Annotated in this window: 19 protein-coding genes, 1 tRNA gene and 3 pseudogenes; 7 read left to right on the top strand and 16 right to left on the bottom strand. The window is 52.4% G+C overall.

All coding sequences use genetic code 11. From position 1 onward, the window contains the following. Nucleotides 1-27 precede the first annotated feature (27 nt). Entirely contained in the window at nt 28-1,203 is a 1,176-nt protein-coding gene (locus AC4OVS_RS04250; RefSeq protein WP_063152116.1) for an OmpP1/FadL family transporter, read from the bottom strand. 542 nt (nt 1,204-1,745) lie between these two features. Here AC4OVS_RS04250 and AC4OVS_RS04245 point away from each other — a divergent pair. After that, nucleotides 1,746-2,390: a LysE family translocator gene (locus AC4OVS_RS04245; protein ID WP_023298536.1), complete on the top strand. Its 645-nt coding sequence runs from the start codon at nt 1,746-1,748 to the stop codon at nt 2,388-2,390. A gap of 21 nt (nt 2,391-2,411) precedes the next feature. On the opposite strand, the gene AC4OVS_RS04240 is transcribed toward AC4OVS_RS04245, so the two are convergent. Both AC4OVS_RS04240 and AC4OVS_RS04235 read right to left on the bottom strand, forming a co-directional pair. Then, entirely contained in the window at nt 2,412-2,768 is a 357-nt protein-coding gene (locus AC4OVS_RS04240) for a putative T6SS immunity periplasmic lipoprotein (protein WP_423398266.1), read from the bottom strand. Beyond that, nucleotides 2,707-2,937 (bottom strand): annotated as a pseudogene (locus tag AC4OVS_RS04235) (hypothetical protein); the annotation flags it as partial. The gene AC4OVS_RS04240 and the pseudogene AC4OVS_RS04235, both read right to left, overlap by 62 nt. 14 nt (nt 2,938-2,951) lie before the next feature. Here AC4OVS_RS04235 and AC4OVS_RS04230 point away from each other — a divergent pair. Then, nucleotides 2,952-3,110: pseudogene (locus AC4OVS_RS04230) on the top strand (DUF4225 domain-containing protein); the annotation flags it as partial. On the opposite strand, the pseudogene AC4OVS_RS04225 reads toward AC4OVS_RS04230, so the two are convergent. Together AC4OVS_RS04225 and AC4OVS_RS04220 are read right to left on the bottom strand one after the other, a co-directional pair. Beyond that, a pseudogene (locus AC4OVS_RS04225) lies at nt 3,107-3,420 on the bottom strand (hypothetical protein). The pseudogenes AC4OVS_RS04230 and AC4OVS_RS04225 sit on opposite strands and share 4 nt — an antisense overlap. 518 nt (nt 3,421-3,938) lie before the next feature. Next, a complete protein-coding gene (locus AC4OVS_RS04220) occupies nt 3,939-4,355 on the bottom strand; it encodes a recombinase family protein (RefSeq protein ID WP_423398271.1) in 417 nt (138 codons plus the stop codon). 240 nt (nt 4,356-4,595) lie between these two features. Here AC4OVS_RS04220 and AC4OVS_RS04215 point away from each other — a divergent pair, with 240 nt between their 5' ends. Next, nucleotides 4,596-5,402: a DUF4225 domain-containing protein gene (locus AC4OVS_RS04215; protein ID WP_491922199.1), complete on the top strand. Its 807-nt coding sequence runs from the start codon at nt 4,596-4,598 to the stop codon at nt 5,400-5,402. Here AC4OVS_RS04215 and AC4OVS_RS04210 read toward each other — a convergent pair. The 3 genes from AC4OVS_RS04210 to actS all read right to left on the bottom strand — a co-directional run bounded on the left by AC4OVS_RS04210 (nt 5,399) and on the right by actS (nt 6,882). Further along, nucleotides 5,399-5,713: a hypothetical protein gene (locus AC4OVS_RS04210; protein WP_045308808.1), complete on the bottom strand. Its 315-nt coding sequence runs from the start codon at nt 5,711-5,713 to the stop codon at nt 5,399-5,401. The genes AC4OVS_RS04215 and AC4OVS_RS04210 overlap by 4 nt on opposite strands. A 274-nt stretch (nt 5,714-5,987) precedes the next feature. Further along, nucleotides 5,988-6,061: transfer RNA gene (locus AC4OVS_RS04205), tRNA-Gly, on the bottom strand. 80 nt (nt 6,062-6,141) lie between these two features. Continuing rightward, entirely contained in the window at nt 6,142-6,882 is a 741-nt protein-coding gene (gene actS, locus AC4OVS_RS04200; protein WP_063849474.1) for an amidase activator ActS, read from the bottom strand. Nucleotides 6,883-7,045: 163 nt separating this feature from the next. Here actS and idi point away from each other — a divergent pair, with 163 nt between their 5' ends. Continuing rightward, nucleotides 7,046-7,588 carry an isopentenyl-diphosphate Delta-isomerase gene (gene idi / locus AC4OVS_RS04195; RefSeq protein ID WP_032676492.1) on the top strand — a complete coding sequence of 181 codons (543 nt, stop codon included), beginning with the start codon at nt 7,046-7,048 and terminating at the stop codon, nt 7,586-7,588. Nucleotides 7,589-7,636: 48 nt separating this feature from the next. Here idi and lysS read toward each other — a convergent pair whose 3' ends face one another. From lysS to xerD, 5 genes are all read right to left on the bottom strand, one after another. Further along, nucleotides 7,637-9,154, bottom strand: a complete 1,518-nt coding sequence (gene lysS, locus AC4OVS_RS04190) for a lysine--tRNA ligase (RefSeq protein ID WP_022649302.1) — start codon at nt 9,152-9,154, stop codon at nt 7,637-7,639. A gap of 9 nt (nt 9,155-9,163) precedes the next feature. After that, a protein-coding gene (gene prfB, locus AC4OVS_RS04185; protein WP_096147815.1) for a peptide chain release factor 2 occupies nt 9,164-10,262 on the bottom strand; the annotation gives its coding sequence in 2 pieces (ribosomal slippage) (nt 9,164-10,186 and nt 10,188-10,262; 1,098 coding nt in all). Nucleotides 10,263-10,352: 90 nt separating this feature from the next. Beyond that, complete coding sequence (gene recJ / locus AC4OVS_RS04180) at nt 10,353-12,086, bottom strand: single-stranded-DNA-specific exonuclease RecJ (protein WP_022649303.1); 1,734 nt, start codon at nt 12,084-12,086, stop codon at nt 10,353-10,355. A gap of 5 nt (nt 12,087-12,091) precedes the next feature. Next, the gene (dsbC, locus tag AC4OVS_RS04175; RefSeq protein ID WP_022649304.1) at nt 12,092-12,805 is read right to left on the bottom strand and encodes a bifunctional protein-disulfide isomerase/oxidoreductase DsbC; all 714 of its coding nucleotides are present in this window, start codon (nt 12,803-12,805) and stop codon (nt 12,092-12,094) included. Nucleotides 12,806-12,833: 28 nt separating this feature from the next. Further along, nucleotides 12,834-13,730, bottom strand: coding sequence for a site-specific tyrosine recombinase XerD (gene xerD, locus AC4OVS_RS04170; protein WP_063163564.1), 897 nt, complete (start codon nt 13,728-13,730; stop codon nt 12,834-12,836). 101 nt (nt 13,731-13,831) lie between these two features. On the opposite strand from xerD, the gene fldB reads away from it, so the two are divergent. After that, on the top strand, nt 13,832-14,353 hold the full coding sequence (fldB, locus tag AC4OVS_RS04165; RefSeq protein ID WP_015571793.1) for a flavodoxin FldB: 522 nt from the start codon (nt 13,832-13,834) through the stop codon (nt 14,351-14,353). Nucleotide 14,354: 1 nt separating this feature from the next. On the opposite strand, the gene AC4OVS_RS04160 is transcribed toward fldB, so the two are convergent. Both AC4OVS_RS04160 and sdhE read right to left on the bottom strand, forming a co-directional pair. Next, nucleotides 14,355-14,765 carry a protein YgfX gene (locus AC4OVS_RS04160; protein WP_063163565.1) on the bottom strand — a complete coding sequence of 137 codons (411 nt, stop codon included), beginning with the start codon at nt 14,763-14,765 and terminating at the stop codon, nt 14,355-14,357. After that, the gene (sdhE, locus tag AC4OVS_RS04155; RefSeq protein ID WP_003863437.1) at nt 14,746-15,012 is read right to left on the bottom strand and encodes an FAD assembly factor SdhE; all 267 of its coding nucleotides are present in this window, start codon (nt 15,010-15,012) and stop codon (nt 14,746-14,748) included. Before sdhE ends, AC4OVS_RS04160 begins: the two co-directional genes overlap by 20 nt. A gap of 294 nt (nt 15,013-15,306) precedes the next feature. Here sdhE and ygfZ point away from each other — a divergent pair, with 294 nt between their 5' ends. Beyond that, the gene (gene ygfZ / locus AC4OVS_RS04150; RefSeq protein ID WP_032626101.1) at nt 15,307-16,287 is read left to right on the top strand and encodes a tRNA-modifying protein YgfZ; all 981 of its coding nucleotides are present in this window, start codon (nt 15,307-15,309) and stop codon (nt 16,285-16,287) included. Nucleotides 16,288-16,372: 85 nt separating this feature from the next. Here ygfZ and trhA read toward each other — a convergent pair whose 3' ends face one another. Beyond that, a complete protein-coding gene (gene trhA / locus AC4OVS_RS04145; RefSeq protein WP_022649307.1) occupies nt 16,373-17,032 on the bottom strand; it encodes a PAQR family membrane homeostasis protein TrhA in 660 nt (219 codons plus the stop codon). A gap of 266 nt (nt 17,033-17,298) precedes the next feature. Between trhA and AC4OVS_RS04140 the strand changes: the two genes are divergently transcribed. Further along, on the top strand, nt 17,299-18,030 hold the full coding sequence (locus tag AC4OVS_RS04140) for a MurR/RpiR family transcriptional regulator (RefSeq protein ID WP_022649308.1): 732 nt from the start codon (nt 17,299-17,301) through the stop codon (nt 18,028-18,030). Nucleotides 18,031-18,032 lie beyond the last annotated feature (2 nt).

Genomic DNA, 18,032 nt, shown 5'->3' with positions numbered 1-18,032 from the left:
GACCATATATTTTAAGCGGTTAGCCGATCAAAACTGGTAGCTGTAGTTGACGCTGGCAAACCAAAGATAAGGATGGTCGTAACTTCCGGCAAACGCCACCGGCGATTTCACATGCGACGACTGCATATGAAGATACGACACGGCAATACCAATATTGCTGGCCGGGGTGATCTGATACTGGGCTCCCGTACCAAATCGCCACTCATCGCCGGTAGGTAAGGTTAAGGCCACATCGCTCTGGCTTTCATACGGCGAGCTGTCGAACGCCACACCGGCATTCAGTCGCCACTGAGGCGTTGGACGATACTGCACGCCCACCGCACCGTGCCACGTGTCCTTCAGGCGGCTGACGTTGTTAAGCTGCTGGTCCCCGACGACGATTTGCGGCGCGCCGAACTGGCTCCAGTCCTGCCAGCCGAGATCGCCCATAACCGACCACTGCGGGTTAATGTCATGCACAAGGCTGAGCATAATTTGCTGCGGCGCGCTGATTTGTGCTGACACCGGCAGGTCGTAGGTGCCGTTCTGTAGACGCGCGTTGCCGTCAATATTGAAGCTGTAGTCCGTTTCGCTGTTCCAGGTAATACCGGCTCGGGTCTGGTCAGTTAGCTGCATCAGCAGCCCAAGCCGATAGCTCATGGCCAGGTCTTCATCGCGTCGCCGGTAGTCATCATCGTTAACGCTGCGAGTCAGCGAGAAGTAACCGTAGTTAACGTTGGCGGACGCGCCAATCGAAAGACGGTCGTTAAGCTTATAGGCCAGCGAGGGGCTGAGCGTCATGGCTACCATGGTACTCTTTTTAATCAGCCTGTCGCCCGCCCAGCTGCCGTAGTCGATCCCCAGGCCGTAATTACCGTAAAGCCCGACCCCGGCATAAAGATTATCGGTCACCTTCTGGCTATAAAAGGCGCTGGCATTCGGGATGGTTTTCATCACATCACCGGGGCTTTGATGGGCATCGTTATCCAGCTGGTTGTCGATGGAGCCATCCATAACCTGTAACCCACCTGTGACAATATGATCCGGTAAGCGCGTCATGCCAGCCGGGTTGGTCATAATTGTAGAGGCATCCTGCGCACGAGCCGCCTGCCCTGCTCCGGCAAGCGCGGTATCTTCGGTGCCAGCTTCATAAAAATAGAGGGCGCTGGCATGGGCACTGGAGGCAGCTAATAAGCCAGCGCACAGGAGGAGTCGTGTTTTCATCTGCGATCCGGGAAATAAAAAATTTGCCGACAGATATAACAGGGGCGATTGATTACGTAAAAAGAAAGAGGGTTTAATTTTAAATTATGCGCGCGCGTAATTATATTTATGACACTCCAGCGACAGCCGGAACAAAGGCACCGTGATTCTGCATGCACCAGGAGAGGAATTTCTTACAATGCCGTTTGTACTCGTTCGGCTTAAGACAAGCGTTACTCACTACTGGGATCGCTCTTATCCTCTCGCATGGATTCGATAAACTCCCGTTGCTCCGGTGTGAGTTCAAGCTCATCCAGCAGGCGATCTAACTCTTCTTCAGGCGATTCCTTTTGATTCTTTCTCTTCCCGCTAGCCATACTCACCCTTGAGTTATTAGGATTAATCTCAGGGTATCCAGGGTACAGGAAATGTGCAACTTAGCGTGTTATGCCATGAGTGATTCGTTGTTTAGCAAAAGCAGACTAAAAGCATATAAAATCACCCTTTACGCATAAAAATTCAGTGCTAGCATGGAGGTACATAATTTTTTTCTGGAGATGGCTATGCTGGACATAACTCATTTTGGGCTTTTCGCCCTATCTGTATTTCTCCTTTCCGTTACACCTGGGCCTGATATAGCCTACGTGGTAGGTCAAAGCGTGGTTAATGGAAGACGCGCGGGAATTATCTCTGCCGCTGGTGTAGCATTAGGTAGTTGCACACATGCAATTGCAAGCGCTGTGGGATTAACCGCGTTGATAACAGCATCTCCGATGATGTTCACCATCATTAAGTCTCTCGGTGCGGCTTATCTGGTGTATCTCGGTAGTAAGATGATTTGGGGAACGCTGACAAAGCAAACCACGAATCACAACGAAGCTGAACGCGTTAAGGCAAAAGCGACTCTGACGAGTCTACTTACTAAAGGTTTCATAACTACCTTAACCAACCCGAAGGTACTGTTATTCTTCATCTCCTTTTTCCCTCAATTCGTTGCGCCTGGAAGCGAGCACCAGACAGCTTCTTTTCTACTCCTGGGAATGACCTACGCATTGATCGCTTTTATGACTGATTTAACGTTCGCCGTACTTGCAGGTAGTGCAGCCGGAACCGTTTCGCAAAACAGAAGGTTGCAGAAAATACTGGATAGAATTGTTGGTGTAACATTCATTGGATTAGGGCTCAGGTTGGCGTTTACACGCCGTTAAGAATATGGGGCGTTCAGCCCCTTATTCTTTGGGATAAAAAAATACAGCAGTGACTAAATGTGACCCTGATTTATCAGATTGGACGTCATAGGCGAAGTTATACCGCTCTCCAGGTGTAAACTTAAATCCGAACACAGGAAGACACCCGCCCTTTTGAACATACACGGGCTTGTCATCAAAAATCTTGTGAAGAGAGTCGCTATTATCACTGTTGATTTGGATAGCAGTGATCCGTTCCTGGGGCTCCATTGGTGACACGACACAAACTTGATTATCTTTGATTAATGCCGTTGAAGATTCACGATCTACCATTCGATCACCAGGCCCAGGGCATCCCGTTAAGATGAACACAACACCCAGCAACATTTTGTACTTCATGTTTAACGCCCCTGTACATCCCCATGCACCCAGGCCTTTGATAATAAGACCACTTACTAATCCCATAAACCAGCAGTAACCAGTGATCAGCTAAAATAGAGGCTTGCTGTTCAAGAGAGTAATCAGTGAGCTTTTCTTTATCCAGCCTGTAGGTATATTCAGCAGCCCAGTAGGACTTGCTCGAAAACTGGAGCCTGGAGATTATTCCGCTGGCTTTCACACGATTACTATCGCAATGTCAGCACAATAAGCACTCTTAAGATAACAATGAAGATTATCGGTTATGGCGTTAAAGCAAAAGTGATTTTCGACCTGTTAACAGCAGAAAATGGAACCCGTTAATCCTTTGTATTTTTTCGATAACGCCAGGATTTATAGGAAATTACCGGCGGCTGTGCGAAGGACATAATGGCAACCCCAAAGATCATCGCCAGCCCCCATGCAGCTACTCTATCAGGTGAGCTGAAGACGAAAAGTACAGTAGGGTAAAGGTACACACAGCCACCACTCCCGCCAGGGTAACAAATCGTCTAGCGAGGTCATTTATGGCCTCTCCAGGCGTTCCTCCATATTTTTCAATATTGCTTTTTATCTTCTGCAATTCGGGCTGCGTAAATCCTGAACGTAACAAAGCCTCATCAGTCACTTTCATATCGTCTCGTCCCTTATCTCCCAAAAGTGTTTTTCCAATCGCTGATTATGCAAGCAATCATAATGATGAACTTTACAGCAATCCAGCCGAAACTTTTCGGCAGATTCCATCTCCCCTTTCTTACTATCTGGGTGATGCAAGGACATTACGACAATGGTTGGTTTCGCTTTGCGAAAGTCAGAAGTACTTTGTATTGATTAACACTTAGTATTGATTCATGTACAAACTTTGCTAAAACCTCCCTACCCTCTGACAGAGGAAAGCCACTTACCTTCCTTTAGTGGTTTATGTCGGAATTTTTGACAACGAAAAACCCTCCATTTCTGGGCCTGTGAGAGCCTATCAGCGGGACGCTGTGATATGGGTCTGTCAGTTTACAATTGTGAGGGGGATGACGAGCTGTAGAGTTTCTGGTGGAGCATACGGAGCTATTGGTGGTGGTGCTCGCGCTGGTGTGGATTTCAGGCAATAAAAAACCCCGCCGGAGCGAGGTCAAAGTGGGGATGTTTTAGAATTGTTCAGGCTTCGGCCTTAATGTTCATGACTGTTCTGGTGCTGACGTTGTGGCTTTCTGCGATTGCACGAATGGTTTTACCTGCTGCGAGTTCTGCTTTAATGGCTTCACGATCAATAGAGCGACCTTTGCCCCGTCCGGTGATCCTGCCTGCGGCTTTTGCTGCTTCGTAACCTTCACGCTGGCGCTCCAGCATCGTTTCACGTTCCATCTGTGCGACTGCTGCCAGTACGGTCAGCATCATATTACCTGCTGGAGAGTTCTTCCCGGTCTTAAAATCCTCTTTGTGGAACTGAACAACTACACCCCGTTCTGTTAACCGCTCAACCATTGCCAGCAAGTCAGCAGTGTTACGGCAAAGGCACAGGAAGACAGCGTTTCGCCTGTTGTAATAAAGCGAGACAAATTGCAACGCAAGCAAAGTAGTGTAACGCAGTGATAACACTAGGATATTTCATGCAGATTCAGTGAAATTATTAGGCGGCTAATCGATCCACTCAGCGGATCTATAATAGAGCCGGGGATATTTTAAGCAGGAGGATGTAAACTGGGAGGATAAAGAGACGGGACACCTACGGGGGCGGGTTGTGTAAGTATTTCCTGTTGTCTTCGACCTTATTGCACGTAAAATGACCAGACACATTTTGGAAAGGAGTCTTTAATGGATATTGCGTTGCTTAACAGGGGCTGGAACAGAACATGGTCAGATACCATGGTAAATCTGGAAGCCCGGAAACTCGTCGAAACTGCAAATCGGCTATCAGCATTCTATTTGCAAGATGGGATAACACGTATCAAGTTTGTCGAAGAGATAAGGCAGGTCGTAGAGAAAGAATTTGAAACTGCACGACGGGCCAAAACCGATGAAGAATGCATTGCATGCATCAAAAATCTGCGTGCCGAAACAGATAATCTGCAAGAACAAGAACGCCTGTTAAGAACCAGAGCCGCACAGCTTTACGCGAAGGTCGAATTTGTTAAGGAAAATAATAAAATCGTCGGCTACATAATTTCAGCTATTCACATTGTGGTTTCTGGAATGGCAATTGCTGGCGGTGCGTTGATGGTCGCTACGATGACACCTTTAGGTATGCTGGCAGGGGCTATCCTTGTAACAGATGGCATTAACGGTCTGTCAAAAGAAATTATTCCTGGTATATATGGAAAACAATATAAAACAGAGGGGCTTGTGGCTGATGGCACTTTGGAAGCGGCCCAGTTTATGGGTTTCAAGCCTGAAACAGGACTTGCGATTTATAACGCTATTACGTTAAATGCAAGTGTATATAGCATCTTTGGATTAACCAGAAGACCCGAGGCATGGAGGCTATTTAAATGGATGCCCCGTGATTTCTATCGCAGGGTCGATACGATGAGCCGTCCAAAATTAACAATGAAAATAGTAGGTTATGGACTTAAGGCCAAAGTAATATTTGACCTGCTTGCTACTGACACATCGAACCATTAGTCTCTGAATTTTCTCCAGAACCGCCAGGATTTATAAGAAAGGACTGGCGGCTGAATAAATGCAACGATGACTATTGCGATCAGAATTGATATCCCACCACCCACGACGGTTTCTTTCGCAGAAAACAATACTAAAATGATAAAAACCATCAGACATGCCGATGTTATCCATAAAACAACCCTGAATCGATTAGCCAGATCCTGAATCGCTTCCCCCAAGGTTCCGCCATAGCTTTCAACGTTGTTTTTTATCTTCTGCAAATCCGATGGTGTAAACCCTGAACGTAACAAAGCCTCGTCAGTCACTTTCATATCGTCTCGTCCCTAATCTTCCAGAAGTGTTTTCCCAATCGCTGATTGTGCAAGCAATCATACTGATGAACTTTACAGCAATCCACATGATGTTTAAGCAATGTATCAGATTTCAGACAATAGAAGCCATAAAGCCCCGTTGGTGATACAGCAACAAGTGGAGCCGTTAGGCGACAGGTACGGGTATAGAACAGTGGGTAGTTTTAGTTGTACCTGCTAAAGCAGCGCAACGTAACTAACTGATGACATATAACTTCTTGATTTATGAGGAGACTGGAGCGGGCGAAGGGAATCGAACCCTCGTATAGAGCTTGGGAAGCTCTCGTTCTACCATTGAACTACGCCCGCTTTGAGGTGCGTAAGGCATTATAGACCTTACGCCTCTTCATACAAGCCTTTACCCCACTAAGTGGCGATTAAATAATCACTTAGCACTTCGGTTTACTGCCCTGCGCCGGAAGATAACGCTGCGGATCGATGGCCGTGGCCTTATAGCGGATCTGGAAATGCAGCTTCACCGTATCCGTCCCGGTACTGCCCATGGTCGCAATCTTCTGCCCCGCCTTCACGTTCTGGCCATTATTCACCAACATCGTGTCGTTATGCGCATATGCCGTAATGTAGTCCTCACCATGCTTAATCATGATCAGGTTACCGTATCCACGAAGCTGGTTACCGACATAGACCACCTTTCCGGCCCCTGAAGCGTAAACCGGCGTGCCGCGTGCGGCAGCGATATCAATTCCTTTATTGCCCCCTTCCGAGAGCGAGTAGGGCGCAACCACTTTTCCGCTTGCAGGCCAGATCCAGCAGCGCTGACCGACCGGCGGCCAGGATGATTTAGGCACCTGATAGGATGGCGTCACTTTGGCTGTTTTACGCGTTGAGGACTTATTCCCTGAGGAGGAACCGCCGTTAACCTTGAGCTTTTGCCCTATCTCAATGGTATACGGTGGAGAGATATTATTCAGGCGCGCCAGCTCCTTCACGCTGGTCCCCGTGGCACGTGAGATGCGGTAGAGCGTGTCCCCGCGCTTAACGGTATAGACGGCACCGGAATAACTGCCCATATCCGAAGATTTACTCCCCGAGCATCCTGCTACAAGTAGCGTCAGCGTCAGGCAGAAAATGGCAATGATCGGGTTTCTCGTCAGGCTTCCTGCAAACAAAACAGCTCCTCGGTCAGCGTGAATGGCGCACTATGATAGCAGCCCAAACTGATGCGGGTCATGCCCTTTTCCGCTCTGTGGGCCAAACCGTTCGCATAAGAATGCAGTATAATAATTCCGCTGATGGTGCTGAACCATTAAGCATTATGGCACTGGAGCATCAATGAGTATTCAAGAACACGTTATTTTGGTAAATGACCAGGGAAAGGTGATTGGCACTCAGGAGAAGTACGCCGCGCACACGTCACACACCCCGCTTCACCTGGCCTTCTCTTCATGGCTGTTTAACGCTAACGGAGAATGTCTGATTACCCGGCGCGCCTTAAGTAAAAAAGCCTGGCCCGGCGTGTGGACCAACTCCGTTTGCGGACATCCACAGGCCGACGAAGCGACAGAGCAGGCGATTATCCGCCGCTGCCGCTTTGAAGTCGGCGCCGAAATCATAGACATCACTCCCGTTGCCCCGGAGTTCCGCTACCGTGAAGCCGACCCTTCAGGGATCGTTGAAAACGAAATCTGCCCGGTCTATGCCGCACGCGTAACGAATACCCTCGCAATCAATAGCGACGAAGTGATGGAGTATCAGTGGGTGGAGCTGGACGCGCTCTTCCGCGCGCTAGACGCCACACCGTGGGCATTTAGTCCCTGGATGGTGCAGGAAGCGAACACTGCGCGCGAAAAACTCAGCGCTTTTGCGGCGCAATAAAAAAGCCCCGGCGATGAACGCACGGGGCTTTTTTTACGACTTAACGGCTTATTTCACCGGACGCATCGCCGGGAACAGGATCACGTCGCGGATGGTGTGGCTGTTGGTAAACAGCATCACCATACGGTCGATACCAATACCCAGGCCAGCCGTCGGCGGCAGGCCGTGTTCCAGCGCGGTTACGTAGTCTTCGTCGAAGAACATCGCTTCGTCGTCGCCTGCCGCTTTCGCGTTAACCTGATCCTGGAAACGCTGCGCCTGATCTTCTGCATCGTTCAGCTCGCTAAAGCCGTTACCGATTTCGCGGCCACCGATGAAGAATTCGAAGCGGTCAGTGATTTCCGGGTTCTCGTCATTACGACGCGCCAGCGGAGACACTTCCGCCGGGTATTCGGTGATGAAGGTCGGCTGAATCAGGTGCGCTTCGGCCACTTCTTCGAAGATCTCGGTCACGATACGGCCCAGACCCCAGCTCTTCTCAACCTTAATACCGATGCTTTCAGCGATCGCTTTCGCAGAGTCGAAGTTATCCAGATCCGCCATATTGGTTTCCGGACGGTATTTCTTGATCGCTTCGCGCATGGTCAGTTTTTCGAACGGCTTGCCGAAGTCGAACACTTCTTCACCGTAAGGGACCTGCGTGGTGCCCAGAATATCCTGCGCCAGGGTACGGAACAGGGATTCGGTCAGCTCGATCAGATCTTTGTAATCCGCATACGCCATATAAAGTTCCATCATGGTGAACTCTGGGTTATGACGTACGGAGATGCCTTCGTTACGGAAGTTACGGTTGATCTCGAACACGCGGTCGAAACCACCTACCACCAGACGCTTCAGATACAGTTCCGGCGCGATACGCAGGTACATGTCCAGGTCCAGGGCGTTGTGATGGGTGATGAACGGACGGGCAGAGGCACCGCCTGGGATCACCTGCATCATCGGGGTTTCTACTTCCATAAAGTCGCGGTTAACCATGAACTGGCGAATACCGGCCATGATCTGGGAGCGAATTTTGAAGGTCTTACGGGATTCATCATTAGAGATGAGATCCAGGTAGCGCTGACGATAGCGCGCTTCCTGATCCTGCAAACCGTGGAACTTGTCCGGCAGCGGGCGCAGGGCTTTGGTCAGCAGACGCAGCTCGGTGCAGTGGATAGACAGTTCACCGGTCTTGGTTTTGAACAGTTTACCTTTAGCGCCCAGGATGTCGCCCAGGTCCCACTTCTTGAACTGCTCGTTATAGATGCCTTCCGGCAGGTCGTCACGAGAGACATACAGCTGAATGCGGCCACCAACGTCCTGTAAGGTCACGAAGGAGGCTTTACCCATGATACGTCGGGTCATCATGCGGCCCGCCACGGACACTTCAACGTTCAGCGCTTCAAGCTCTTCGTTCTCTTTACCGTCGAAGTCTGCGTGCAGTTGGTCTGAGGTGTGGTCACGACGAAAATCGTTCGGGAACGGCACGCCCTGCTCGCGCAGCGCTGCCAGCTTCTCGCGGCGGGTTTTCAGTTCGTTATTAAGATCGACTACCGCGTCAGCGCCCTGTGATTGTTGTTCAGACATGTTGGTTCCTCATAACCCTGCTTTCAAACTTGCTTCGATAAATTGATCCAGGCTGCCGTCCAGCACCGCCTGCGTGTTACGGGTTTCAACCCCGGTACGCAGGTCTTTGATGCGGGAGTCATCAAGGACGTAAGAACGGATCTGGCTGCCCCAGCCGATGTCGGACTTGTTGTCTTCCATCGCCTGCTTCTCAGCATTTTTCTTCTGCATCTCCAGCTCATAAAGCTTCGCTTTCATCTGCTTCATGGCCTGGTCTTTGTTCTTATGCTGGGAACGGTCGTTCTGGCACTGTGTTACCAGCCCGGTTGGAATGTGGGTAATACGCACCGCAGATTCCGTACGGTTAACGTGCTGACCGCCCGCGCCGGATGCGCGGTAAACGTCGATACGCAGGTCCGCCGGGTTGATGTCGATATCGATATCCTCATCCACTTCCGGGTAGACAAACGCGGAGCTGAAGGAGGTGTGGCGACGGCCACCGGAATCGAACGGGCTCTTACGCACCAGGCGGTGAACGCCGGTTTCAGTACGCAGCCAGCCGTAGGCGTAATCGCCAATAATCTTAATGGTGACGGACTTGATACCCGCCACTTCACCTTCGGACTCTTCGATAATCTCGGTTTTGAAACCGCGCGCTTCTGCCCAGCGCAGATACATACGCATCAGCATGCTGGCCCAGTCCTGCGCTTCGGTACCGCCAGAGCCTGCCTGAATATCGAGATAGCAGTCAGCGCTATCGTATTCGCCGGAGAACATGCGACGGAATTCCAGCTGCGCCAGCTTCTCTTCCAGCACGTCGAGCTCTGCCACGGCTTCGTTAAAGGTTTCTTCGTCGTCGGCTTCGACAGCCAGCTCCAGCAGCCCAGAAACATCTTCCAGACCCTGCGCCATTTGATCCAGCGTATCTACGATGGCTTCGAGGGAGGAACGTTCTTTACCCAGCGCCTGCGCGCGTTCAGGTTCGTTCCAGACGTCCGGCTGTTCCAGCTCGGCGTTTACTTCTTCGAGACGCTCTTTCTTGGCATCGTAGTCAAAGATACCCCCTAAGAACGTCAGAGCGCTCCGTGAGGTCCTGAATGCGGTTTTTTACCGGATTAATTTCAAACATGGTCTGTTTTCTTTTATGAGCTTGTCAAAATGCGGTGATAAGAGCGGGATTGTACCGAATCCACGCCCTTTTTTATAGAGATTACTGACGCTAAATTGGCCAGATATTGTCGATGATGATCTGAAGGGTGCGGTTACCGCGGAACTCGTTAATATCCAGCTTATAGGCCAGCTCAACCTCGCGCACGCCGTTGTCCGGCCAGATGGAGGTATCAACGTTAAAGGCGATGCCGTCGAGCAGCGGCCCGCCGCCGACCGGTTCCACCATCACTTTGAGATGGCGTTCGCCCACGATGCGCTGTTGCAGCAAACGAAAACGTCCGTCGAAAAGCGGCTCCGGGAACATCTGCCCCCACGGGCCGGCATCGCGCAGCATCTGCGCCACCTCCATGGTCATTTCAGCCGGAGAAAGCTCGCCGTCAGAAACCACTTCACCCTGCAACAGAGACGGATCGATCCACTCGGTGACCAGTTCGCCAAACAGACGCTGGAACTCGTCGAACTTCGCCTCTTCCAGCGACAGGCCTGCCGCCATCGCGTGGCCGCCGAACTTAATCATCAGGTTCGGATGAAGCGTGTCGAGACGCTCCAGCGCATCGCGCATATGCAGCCCCTGAATGGAACGACCGGAGCCTTTCAGCGTGCCGTCCCCGGCGGGGGCGAACGCGATCACCGGGCGGTGGAAACGCTCTTTAATGCGCGACGCCAGAATGCCCACCACGCCCTGGTGCCATTCGGGGTGATACATCGCCAGCCCGCCCGGCAGGTTATCGCCGCTGCGCTCCAGCTTTTCGCACAGGGTCAGCGCTTCGGCCTGCATCCCCTGCTCAATCTCTTTACGGGTCTGGTTGAGTGCGTCCAGCTCACTGGCCAGCACGCGCGCTTCGCCGATGTTGTCGCACAGGAGCAGCGCGACGCCAACCGACATATCGTCCAGCCGCCCCGCCGCGTTCAGGCGCGGGCCGAGGGCAAAGCCTAAATCGCTTGCCGCAAGCTTCAGCGGATCGCGGTTGGCGATTTCCAGCAGCGCCTTGATCCCCGGACGGCATTTGCCCGCCCGAATGCGGCTCAAGCCCTGCCAAGTGAGAATACGGTTATTGGTATCGAGCGGCACCACGTCCGCCACGGTTCCCAGCGCCACCAGATCGAGATACTCCGCAAGATTCGGCACGGCAATCCCGCGCGATTCGAACCAGCCCTTATCACGCAGCAACGTGCGTAACGCCAGCATCAGATAAAACGCCACCCCTACTCCGGCCAGCGATTTCGACGGGAAATCGCAGTCGCGCAGGTTCGGGTTAATGATGGCTTCGGCGTCTGGCAGGGTTTCTCCTGGCAGGTGGTGATCGGTGACCAGTACCGGGATCCCCAGCGCATGGGCATGATCGACCCCCGCATGAGAAGAGATCCCGTTATCCACGGTCATGATCATCTGTGCACCACGGGCATGGGCCTGATCGACCACTTCCGGGCTGAGGCCGTAGCCGTCTTCAAACCGGTTCGGCACCAGGTAAGCCACGTTATCGCAGCCCAGCGCACGCAGGCTGAGTACGCTCAGCGCGGTACTGGTTGCGCCGTCGGCATCGAAATCGCCCACCACGACAATCCGCGTCCCGTCACGGAACGCGTCGTAGAGCATTTCAGTCGCTTTTTCGATGCCACTCAGCGCTTGCCAGGGCAGCATGCCTTTAACGCTGCGCTCAAGATCGCTTGCCGTACGCACGCCACGGCTGGCGTACAACCGCTTTAACAGCAGCGGAAGCGTATCTGGTAAATCCGCGGTTTCAACCGCATCGCGGCGGCGCAGTTTTATCGGGGCTTTCACGCGAATTATTTACCACCCGTCTGTTTCTGGTGTTCGTCGAGGAACGCTTTCATCTCTTTTGGCCCCTGGTAGCCCGGCACCACATAGCCGTTGCTCAGCACAATGGCTGGCGTACCGCTCACGCCAAACTGTACGCCCAGCGCGTAGTGGTTAGCGATGTCGATATCGCAGGAGGCGGGCTTCACGCCTTTGCCGTTCATCGCGTCATCAAAGGCCTTGTTGCGGTCTTTCGCACACCAGATCGCTTTCATATCCTGCTCAGGCTGACTCTGCACGCCAGCGCGTGGGAAGGCCAGGTAACGCACGGTAATGCCCAGCGCGTTGTAGTCTTTCATCTCTTCATGCAGCTTGTGGCAGTAGCCGCAGGTGATGTCGGTGAAGACGGTAATGACGTGCTTTTCCTGCGCCGCTTTGTAGACAATCATCTCTTTTTCGAGCGCATTCAGGTTTTTCATCAGTAGCTGGTTGGTGACGTTCACCGGCTGCGCACCGCTCACGTCGTACATTGGCCCCTGAATGATGTGCTTTCCGTCTTCGGTCACGTACAGCACGCCGCTGTTGGTCAGCACCGTTTTCATGCCAGCCACCGGCGCTGGCTGGATCTCGCTGCTGGCGACGCCGAGTTTCGTCAGAGACTGTTTAATGGCGGCATCATCCGCATGGGCAAAACCGGAAACCGAAGCTGCCAGCAGGGTGAACAGCGCTAAAGACTTTTTCATATATGATCCTGTAACAATTCGTCGGCACTCACGCGCGAGGGTGGTGCTGTTGGTGTAGCTGCCGCAGGCGTTCCGTCGCGACATGGGTGTATATTTGCGTCGTTGAAAGATCGCTGTGTCCAAGCAACATCTGCACCACGCGTAAATCCGCGCCGTGGTTTAACAGATGCGTCGCGAAGGCGTGACGCAAAACGTGCGGCGACAGCTTCTCACTGTCAATACCCGCCAGTGTGGCGTAATGTTTAATGCGATGCCAGAACGTTTGTCGCGTCATCTGCTGCGCGCGCTGGCTCGGGAATAATACATCTATGGAGACGCCGTTCAGCAGCCACGGACGCCCGTGTTCCAGATACGTCTCCAGCCAGTAGACCGCCTCTTCACCCAGCGGCACCAGCCGTTCTTTGTTCCCTTTACCGATAACGCGCACCACGCCCTGACGCAGGCTGATATCGCTCATCGTCAGGCCCACCAGCTCAGAAACGCGCAAGCCCGTGGCATACAATAGTTCAAGCATGGCTTTATCGCGTAACTCCAGCGGAAGGTCAACTGTGGGCGACTGTAATAATCTCTCAACTTGCGCTTCGCTGAGATCTTTTGGCAGCCGCTGAGGCAGTTTAGGCGATGCCAGCAGTGCGCTGGGATCATCCGCGCGGATCTTCTCGCGGTAAAGGTGCTGGAACAGGCGGCGCATGGCGCTCAGCAGACGTGCGGAGCTGGTGGCTTTGTACCCCCCTTCCATCCGCTCAGCCAGTAACCCTTGCAGGTCATCGCTTTGTGCGCTTTCAAGCGTCAGCCCCCGGTGCGCCAGCCACTCGACCAGCAGAGTGAGATCCCGACGATAGGCGCTGAGCGTATTTTCAGCGAGGTTTTTCTCCAGCCACAGCGCGTCGAGAAACTGTTCGATGAGTGCGAGATCCTTTTCCACATCAACCCCTATGGTTCTGCAATCTGGCCATTATGCCTGATTGCCATCGGTTTCTGGTACACTACGCGCAAAGTCATAGCAAGAATTGAGATAGTTACGCGATGAATATTGGTCTGTTCTATGGTTCCAGCACCTGCTACACCGAAATGGCGGCGGAGAAAATTCGCGACATTATTGGCCCGGAACTGGTGACGTTGCATAACCTGAAAGATGACGCGGTTGCCTTGATGGAGCAGTACGATGTGCTGATTCTGGGTATCCCTACCTGGGACTTTGGTGAGATTCAGGAAGACTGGGAAGCGATCTGGGATCAGCTTGATTCAGTCAATTTTGAAGGCAAAATCATTGCGATGTACGGCATGGGCGACCAGTTGGGCTACGGGGAGTGGTTCCTTGACGCACTCGGCATGCTGCACGACAAACTGGCGCCAAAGGGCGCGACCTTTATCGGCTACTGGCCTACGGAAGGCTATGAGTTCACCAGTCAAAAACCGATTATTGCCGACGGTCAGCTGTTTGTCGGGCTCGCGCTGGATGAAACCAACCAGTACGATCTTAGCGACGAGCGCCTCCAGAGCTGGTGCGAGCAGATTCTGGGTGAGATGGCCGAGCAGTTCAGCTGATTTACTCCTGCGTCGGCTGTTGCACGATCAACCGGCGCAGATCTCGCCACTCCGCAGGATCCATACTGTCAGCTGCCAGCCACAAGTGCTGGCGACGATTGTCATCGACCCGACGCAGCCGTAGCATCATCCCGGTGTTGAGCATCCACGGCGTCCCTATCATTTCCCACTCTTTTCCCTGCCAGCGCAGGCGAGAATCCATCAGCAGCTTAATTTCACCCTGACGGGCGTTGATTCGACGCTGGCTGCGCACGCTGTCAAACACTACAAACGACAGCAAAAGCAGCCACAGAGGGGTATAGCTTAGCGGCCACGGCACCAATAACACCATTGCCGCGACCAGACCGTGGAGCAGTAAGGACATCCACTGTGAGCGCCACGAGACGCGAAGATCAGATTGCCACAGGACCACGTTCCTGATTCCGTGTTTGAATTAATTGCACCATCCGTTGCAACTCGGTGTCGGCGGGCTTGCCGTGATTCATCAGCCAGTTGAATAAATCCGGATCGTCGGACTCAAGCAGACGGACAAACAGGCGCTTATCGTCATCGCTTAAGCTGTCGTACTCATACTCGAAGAAAGGCATGATGGAGATATCAAGTTCACGCATGCCGCGACGGCACGCCCAGTGAATACGGGCCTTGTTGTTAATATCCATGTTCTGTTTCCTGCATTACGTTTGGCACAGTCGGTATCCCGTTCGGTATTCATTATTGCTCTTCGGGAACACCTGCTAGTGTAACGTGTTTTTGACCGTTTCTTTACTGGAATATTGCGAACCTCGAGCAGGCTTCCTGAATAATCCTTATAAAGACAGCGGATTACACTATTTTGCGTAGCGCCACGCATAACCGCGTAATGGCACGAATGGCCTGCTGAAAGCGCTTGCATTGAATACAGTCTCTTTTACCATTAGGTATTATCAAAGCGTTAAGCAATTCAGGACATCACTATGGCATTTACACCATTTTCTCCTCGCCAGCCCGCCGCCTCTGCGCGTCTGCCGCTGACGCTGATTACTCTTGATGACTGGGCACTGGCGACACTGACCGGTGCGGACAGCGAAAAATACCTGCAAGGCCAGGTCACGGCGGACGTGGCGCAGTTGACTGAGCACCAGCATCTGCTGGCCGCGCATTGCGATCCAAAAGGCAAAATGTGGAGCAACCTGCGTCTGTTCCGCCGTCAGGACGGATTCGCCTTCATTGAGCGTCGCAGCCTGCGTGACGCCCAGCTTAAAGAGCTTAAAAAATACGCGGTCTTTTCTAAAGTCACCATCGCCCCGGACGATGAACACGTTCTGCTGGGGGTAGCGGGTTTCCAGGCGCGTGCAGCACTGAAAAACCTGTTTGCCGAGCTACCGGATGCCGGAAAACAGCTGATCAGCGAGGGAGAAACCTCCATTCTGTGGTTCGAACACCCTGCGGAGCGCTTCCTGCTGGTAACCGACGAAGCAACGGCGGAACGCGTCACTGACGCCCTGCGCGGTGAAGCACAGCTCAACAACAGCCAGCAGTGGCTGGCGCTGAACATCGAAGCGGGCCTGCCGGTCATTGACGCGGCAAACAGCGCGCAGTTTATCCCGCAGGCGACAAACATCCAGGCGCTGGGTGGTATCAGCTTTAAGAAGGGCTGCTACACCGGACAGGAAATGGTGGCGCGTGCGAAATTCCGCGGCGCGAACAAACGCGCCCTGTGGACGCTGGCTGGTCACGCCAGCCGTGTGCCGGAAGCGGGTGAAGATCTCGAGATGAAGATGGGCGAAAACTGGCGCCGTACCGGCACCGTGTTAGCCGCCGTCCAGCTCGATGATGGCCGCCTGCTGGTGCAGGTTGTCATGAATAATGATATGGAGCCCGACAGCGTGTTCCGCGTGCGGGACGATGCAAACACGCTCAGCATTGAGCCGCTGCCGTATTCACTGGAAGATTGATGCTGTATCGCCCGGTGTTGATATTCACCCTCTCCCTGTGGGAGAGGGTCGGGGTGAGGGCATCAGACCGCACCTTACAAAAAAACTACACCTGACCAACATACAGATAAATTGCCAGAAAGTGGCACACGCTGCCGCCCAGCACAAAGCCGTGCCAGATGGCATGGTTGTACGGGATACGCTTGCAGACGTAGAAAATCACGCCCAGCGAGTAGATCACTCCGCCCACCGCCAGAAGCGTCACGCCCCCTACCGCCAGCTTAATGGCTAACTGATACACCACAATCAGCGACAGCCAGCCCATTGTCAGATAGGTGACCAGTGACAACACTTTGAACCGGTGCGCGATGGTCAGCTTGAACAGGATCCCCAGCAGCGCCAGGCTCCAGATCACAATCATCAGGCCACGCGACAGCGGTGAGTTGAGCCCCACCAGCAAAAATGGCGTGTAAGTGCCTGCAATGAGAAGATAGATTGCGCAGTGGTCAAATTTCTTGAGCCATATCTTCGCCCGTTGATGCGGAATAGCGTGATACAGCGTTGAGGCCAGGAAAAGCAGGATCATACTCCCACCATACAGGCTGTAGCTGGTAATGGCCATCGCGCTGGCGTTGGTATCTACCGCCTGCACCAGCAGCAATACTAAGCCGACAATCCCAAACACCAGGCCAATGCCATGGCTTATACTGTTGGCTACTTCCTCAGCCAGCGAATATCCCTGTGCGATTAATGGTCTGCTCACCATACTTAACTCCGGGAAAACAAAAGATGATTATTCATCGCCAGTCTATGCTAACTGAGAATGATTCCAGTGAACACCTGTTAGCTAAAATAAATCCGTAATCAATATTTATCCTTACAAATCAGTATAATGAAAAATAAATCCACCGCACAGGTGTAAATGATTTCATTAACACCTGAGTAATCAAGGAGATAAATCCGTCTCTCACCCTTCGTCATCATGGTATGCTTCAGGGATAGTGTCCGACAGCGAGTTTAGCCATTGTGAGTATGTTCAGCCATTCCGCCATTGCCAGCCTCAACAATCTGGAAATGATGGTCTACAACTATGTCATTAAGAACCGTGACAAAGTGATGTACATGACCATCCGCGAGCTGGCGGATGCGGCGGGAGTCTCTACCACTACTATCCTGCGCTTCTGCCGAAAGCTCAACTGCGAAGGCTACTCGGAATTTCGGGTGCGCTTTAAACTCTATCTGGAGCAGAACGAGCCCCAGCAGGCGAATTTTGGTGCCAGTGAAATTATCAGCTTCTTTAAAAGCGTAAATAACGAAGAGTTCGATGCGTTATTAGATAAAGCCGTCGATATTATTTTATCATCTGAACGAATTATTTTTGTTGGCGCAGGCACGTCCGGATCGCTGGCAAAATATGGCGCACGTTTCTTTTCAAATATCGGGAAATTCAGCAACCATATCGACGATCCTTATTTCCCGGTCACTAACGATATGGCTAAAAATGCGCTGGCCATTGTACTTTCCGTCTCCGGAGAAACCGAGGAAATCCTGCGCTTCGCCAGCCAGTTCAGCCTGCATCGCTGCAAGGTGCTCTCTGTCACCAGCCACGAACATTCTCGTCTCGCGAAACTGGCGGACTTTAATCTCTCCTGGCATGTCCCCCAAACGCGCATAGGCGGCGTTTACGATATAACCACCCAAATCCCTGTCATCTATATTCTGGAATCATTAGGCCGGAAACTGGCGAAGAAATTAACAGAATAAAA

This window comes from Enterobacter sp. 4974935, assembly GCF_058661735.1.
The sequence above is the reverse complement of the archived record's forward strand: the minus strand, read 5'-3'. Positions and strand labels throughout refer to the sequence as shown.

Excerpts from the sequence above, each read along its gene's own strand:
- AC4OVS_RS04210 (WP_045308808.1), bottom strand. The coding sequence starts at position 5,713 with ATGAAAGTGACTGACGAGGCTTTGTTACGTTCAGGGTTTACACCATCG.
- AC4OVS_RS04140 (WP_022649308.1), top strand. The coding sequence starts at position 17,299 with ATGTTCAGCCATTCCGCCATTGCCAGCCTCAACAATCTGGAAATGATG.
- AC4OVS_RS04215 (WP_491922199.1), top strand. The coding sequence starts at position 4,596 with ATGGATATTGCGTTGCTTAACAGGGGCTGGAACAGAACATGGTCAGAT.
- ygfZ (WP_032626101.1), top strand. The coding sequence starts at position 15,307 with ATGGCATTTACACCATTTTCTCCTCGCCAGCCCGCCGCCTCTGCGCGT.
- fldB (WP_015571793.1), top strand. The coding sequence starts at position 13,832 with ATGAATATTGGTCTGTTCTATGGTTCCAGCACCTGCTACACCGAAATG.
- AC4OVS_RS04250 (WP_063152116.1), bottom strand. The coding sequence starts at position 1,203 with ATGAAAACACGACTCCTCCTGTGCGCTGGCTTATTAGCTGCCTCCAGT.
- AC4OVS_RS04240 (WP_423398266.1), bottom strand. The coding sequence starts at position 2,768 with ATGAAGTACAAAATGTTGCTGGGTGTTGTGTTCATCTTAACGGGATGC.
- trhA (WP_022649307.1), bottom strand. The coding sequence starts at position 17,032 with ATGGTGAGCAGACCATTAATCGCACAGGGATATTCGCTGGCTGAGGAA.
- idi (WP_032676492.1), top strand. The coding sequence starts at position 7,046 with ATGAGTATTCAAGAACACGTTATTTTGGTAAATGACCAGGGAAAGGTG.
- AC4OVS_RS04245 (WP_023298536.1), top strand. The coding sequence starts at position 1,746 with ATGCTGGACATAACTCATTTTGGGCTTTTCGCCCTATCTGTATTTCTC.
- lysS (WP_022649302.1), bottom strand. The coding sequence starts at position 9,154 with ATGTCTGAACAACAATCACAGGGCGCTGACGCGGTAGTCGATCTTAAT.
- sdhE (WP_003863437.1), bottom strand. The coding sequence starts at position 15,012 with ATGGATATTAACAACAAGGCCCGTATTCACTGGGCGTGCCGTCGCGGC.
- dsbC (WP_022649304.1), bottom strand. The coding sequence starts at position 12,805 with ATGAAAAAGTCTTTAGCGCTGTTCACCCTGCTGGCAGCTTCGGTTTCC.